Source organism: Deinococcota bacterium (genome assembly GCA_030858465.1).
In the GTDB taxonomy this organism is placed as follows: domain Bacteria; phylum Deinococcota; class Deinococci; order Deinococcales; family Trueperaceae; genus JALZLY01.
Genome location: JALZLY010000110.1, coordinates 1 through 3,866 on the forward strand (window position 1 = coordinate 1; position 3,866 = coordinate 3,866).

Annotated in this window: 4 protein-coding genes; 2 read left to right on the top strand and 2 right to left on the bottom strand. The window is 63.9% G+C overall.

Translation table 11 applies throughout. The features are described from left to right. Together M3498_05255 and M3498_05260 are read left to right on the top strand one after the other, a co-directional pair. Positions 1–186 (top strand): ISAzo13 family transposase (locus M3498_05255; GenBank protein ID MDQ3458699.1); only part of this gene is annotated, 186 nt, incomplete at its 5' end. A 52-nt stretch (positions 187–238) separates the two neighbouring features. Beyond that, positions 239–649: a sensor histidine kinase gene (locus tag M3498_05260; GenBank protein ID MDQ3458700.1), complete on the top strand. Its 411-nt coding sequence runs from the start codon at positions 239–241 to the stop codon at positions 647–649. Between the two features lie 202 nt (positions 650–851). On the opposite strand, the gene M3498_05265 is transcribed toward M3498_05260, so the two are convergent. Both M3498_05265 and M3498_05270 read right to left on the bottom strand, forming a co-directional pair. Further along, the gene (locus M3498_05265; GenBank protein MDQ3458701.1) at positions 852–2,318 is read right to left on the bottom strand and encodes an aldo/keto reductase; all 1,467 of its coding nucleotides are present in this window, start codon (positions 2,316–2,318) and stop codon (positions 852–854) included. An 82-nt stretch (positions 2,319–2,400) separates the two neighbouring features. Further along, positions 2,401–3,627, bottom strand: coding sequence for an aminopeptidase P family protein (locus M3498_05270; GenBank protein ID MDQ3458702.1), 1,227 nt, complete (start codon positions 3,625–3,627; stop codon positions 2,401–2,403). Positions 3,628–3,866: the final 239 nt, after the last annotated feature.

Sequence of the window (3,866 nt, forward strand, 5' to 3'; positions counted from 1 at the left end):
ACTCTTCGAGGGACGGCCACCGAGACCGGCCTGAAGGTGAAAGCTTTCTTGTTGGAAGGGGTTTATGAGAAAGGGCAGCGTGTTTCAGATGCTGACATGAAGAAGCTGAATCTAGAGCGTCACAGCGTCTGTCCTAACTGGAACTACACCATCCGGCCGCGACTGATGAGTGATCCAGGTGGCTAAGTTAGTCAGTAAGTCGGGAGGTTGTTCTTTTACAGGCCCTAGGCTGATATCGGTGCCCGCTGGTCTCAGCGCCACCTTCGACCCCGACCGCATCACGCAGGTGCTGGGCAACCTGCTCGATAACGCCCTGCGTCACGCTGGTCCTGTCCTCATCGAGGTCGGCGCCGAAGCGGAGGCCCAGGGGGTGAAGTTGTGGGTGCGCGACTACGGACCTGGGCTCCCGCAAGCCACCCTCGAGCGGGCCCTCGAGCGCTTCTACCGCGGTGACCTCTCGCGGGCGCGACCAGACACGCCTGAGGGTGCGCCGGGTGACTCGAGCGGCTCGGGACTCGGTTTGGCTATTGCTCGCGCGCTGACTGAGGCGCACGGGGGGCAGCTTGAGGCGGCCAATCATCCTGAGGGTGGGGCGTTGTTTGTGTTGCGCTTGCCTGACCTCAGGCGAGAGAGTGGTGTGCGCCTTTGACGTCGTTTGTGGCATTAGCGTCCGCCGCATCCCTCGGGTCCCGGGTTCTAGGCAGGAGAGCGGTCTTTGAGTGCAACTGTTCGATAATCGTCCTCTAGCCACCGGACATTTTGCCAGTTCGTAGGTAAGGGAGCAAAGGTAGTGTCACAGACTGCTCTAAGCGCAACTTGCAAGCAAGCGTAGCGATCGGGCGCTTTCAGCCTCAGCCCTCAGACGCCACTATGGCCTCCGCCTCCATCTCCACCAGGTACTCCTCCCCTACGAGCCCCGCCTGGATCAGCGTGTTCGCGGGGAGGATATCTCGAAACCGCACTCCGTGGGCCCAGGCTACGGCCTCCCAATCTTCGAGGTGGCGCAGGTAGACGCGGGTGCGCACGACATCCTCGAGGCGGCCACCGAGCGACCGCAGCGCTCCCTCTACCTTGTCGATCACGAAGTGAAGCTGGGCTGCCGCGTCCATCTTGCCCACCACTCGGTCGACGTGCGTCGCGGTGGTTCCGGAAACCAAGATACGGTTCCCCCGGCGCACCGCCCTGCAATAACCGGCCATCTCCTCCCACGGTGTGCCGCTCAGAGCGACGCTGCGCCCATCCGAGCCGGCCCGGACCGCAAAGGGAGGGGGGAAAGTTTCAAGGTGATGGCTTAGATCCCCGGAAGCCGTGAGGTACGGGGGTTTGCGGTACTCATCGCCGCTGTCTCCTGGAAGGGTGCGTAGATTACTTAAAGCCGACTTGATTTTCAAGTAGCTTGCCTCATCGAGGGAAAAGTCGAACAGCCGCAGCGTGTCCTGAATGTGCTCGCTCTGTCCGAGCCGCGCGCCGATGATGACCCCGCCAACGGCGGGTTGCTCGAGGATATAGCGGGAGGCGACGTTGGCCAGCGACACCCCGTGTGTCTGAGCCACCTCGCTCACCGTGACCAAGAGGTCCTGGTACGCCTCCCAACCGCCGGCCGCGTCTATGAAACGCCGGTATTTCATCTGTGACCAGGTCCGAAGGTCTTCCCGGTCGGGCTCCGGCTTCTTGAGCCACCGTTCACTCAAGAAGCCCCCCGCGACGGTTCCGTAGGCCAGCAGCTTGACGCCGTGCTGCTGACACAGTTCGGTCATGCCGTTCTTGGGGCGCTGGTCGAGGAGTGAAAAGCAGACCTGATTGGAGACGACCCCGACGCCACTTTTCAGCACGATCCGCAGATGAGCCGTGTCGAAGTTCGTCACTCCCAGCTGAGCGATGAGACCCTCATCCTTGAGCTCCTGCAGCCAGAACAGGCAATCCAGCCAGTGTGGATCGGCGTAGGTCCAAGCGTGAAACTGCAGCAAATCGAGCCTGTCAGTCCGCATCCGCTCGAGCGAGCGCTGGACCGCGGCTCGAACATCCTCCCGCGTCACGCGCCCTGGCGGCGGCACCCATTTCGTCAGCAGCTGCCCCTGACGTGTAGGGGCGTAGTGCTGCAAAAACCGGCCGGCGATCTCCTCCGCCGAGCCGTAATGGTCAGCCATGTCGAAGGTTGTGAAGCCGGCTTCGGCGTACGGGACCATGGCTGCGGCCGCCGCCTCGAGATCCACCTCTCGGCCGCCGCGTTCCATATCCGCAACCTGCCACAAACCTGTCAAGACCCGGGAGATGCTCAAACCCGGTGCCAGTTCGCAACGCTCTACCGTAGCTCTCATGCTCCCTCCCCTCGAGCACGCATCCTGTCGCGCGCTGTGGACCCGCGCGACCCTGCCCGTCGTCCCCTCCTGGCGCGCGAGCTCACCCGATGAGATGCAACGCCATCTGCCGCCCGGCCAGGAAGTGGACCTCGCCGCCCGTAAAGGCGACGACCTGCTCGAGCGCGATCTTGACCTCCTGGCCCTCCCACTCGGGAACGGCTTGCTTGATGTAGAGCTCGAACGAGTGCAGGGTGTCGGCGAAGAGTGGGTAGTCTCCCCGACCCGGCACCCCCTCCTGGTTGTCGTACATGCCGATGGCGGGACCGGCGCCGTGCCCGTGATAACCGATGGGATGGGAATAGATGCGCGCCTGAAGCCCCTCGCCTCTTGCCACCGCCAGCGCCTCGGCCAGAATCTCGTTGCCCATTCGTCCCGCCACGAGTTCCGCCGCGAGGATGTCCTGCAGGCGGTTGCCGGTCGCCAGCGCCTTCCGAAGACCCTCGGGAGCGTCATCCTCACCCAGCCTGAGCACATAGGCGAGCCTCTGCGTGTCGGTCGCCAGCCCCAGGTAATGCAAGCCGACATCGCAGTGCAACAGGTCGCCTGGCACGATGACCTCGTCCGGGGTCGCGCCGATATCACCGACGTTGGCGCCTCGGCGCTGAATGGAGACGGTCGGCTGGAACCAGGCGCTGAGGCCCAGGTCCTGAATGCGCTGGCGAATCCACCAAGCGACGTCCAAGGCCGTGCTCACACCGGGATGCACGACGCGGCTCGAGAAGGCTTCGGCGATGACCCCGTGGGCGATCTCGTTGACGCCGCTGGCGGCCTGAAGTTCGCCCTCGCTGCGGCGCTCGAGCCAGCCAACCGCCAGCCGCTCAGCCCCCCGGCAACGCTCGGCGTAGGCCGGACCCAGCGCCTTCATGAGCAGGGCGTGCTCGGTATGGCTGAGGCCGTCGCCAAAGGCGAAGGTTTCGGAGAGGTTGATGCCGATGACGGCGGGGTCGCGCTCCGCCACGATGCGCTGGAGGCAAGCCCACTGATCCTCCCGCTCCAGCTCTTCTTTGCCTTTGTTCCAGACGCCCCGATAGTAGTCGTCCAAGCCGACGCCGGGCGGCGCCACGTTCAGCGCCTCGAAGCGACCGCCTTGCACCGAGAAGACCAGGATGGTGCGCCGCCGCGCCGAGAGCATGGGCGCGGGCAGCAGGCTCATCAACACCGGATCCTCGTTGTACTCGCGCGCGCAGACGATCCACATGTCGAAGCCCTCACGCTTCATAATCTCGGGCAGGAGGTGCTCCAGGCGGTGCCCAAGCCACCCGTTCACGACCCTGGTCTGCTCGCGCAGGGGGAGAACCTTGCGCTCCCAGTCCGAGACTCGAGCAGCGCTCACGGTTGACCTTGCTGACGCTTGCATTTTTCCCCTCTCACCCTATCTTCCTGTGCTATGCGGGTTCAAAAGCGCTCTTCTTCACACCCAATTGAACCCTGCCTCCCAAGAAACTCGGAATTCCAGGCGCGCCCGCTAGCACCGGCCTCTTTGAAACGCATCACTCCGAGGAGTCT

What these genes read in the sequence shown, in the direction of transcription:
- M3498_05265 (MDQ3458701.1), bottom strand. Translation starts at nt 2,318, where the DNA reads ATGAGAGCTACGGTAGAGCGTTGCGAACTGGCACCGGGTTTGAGCATC.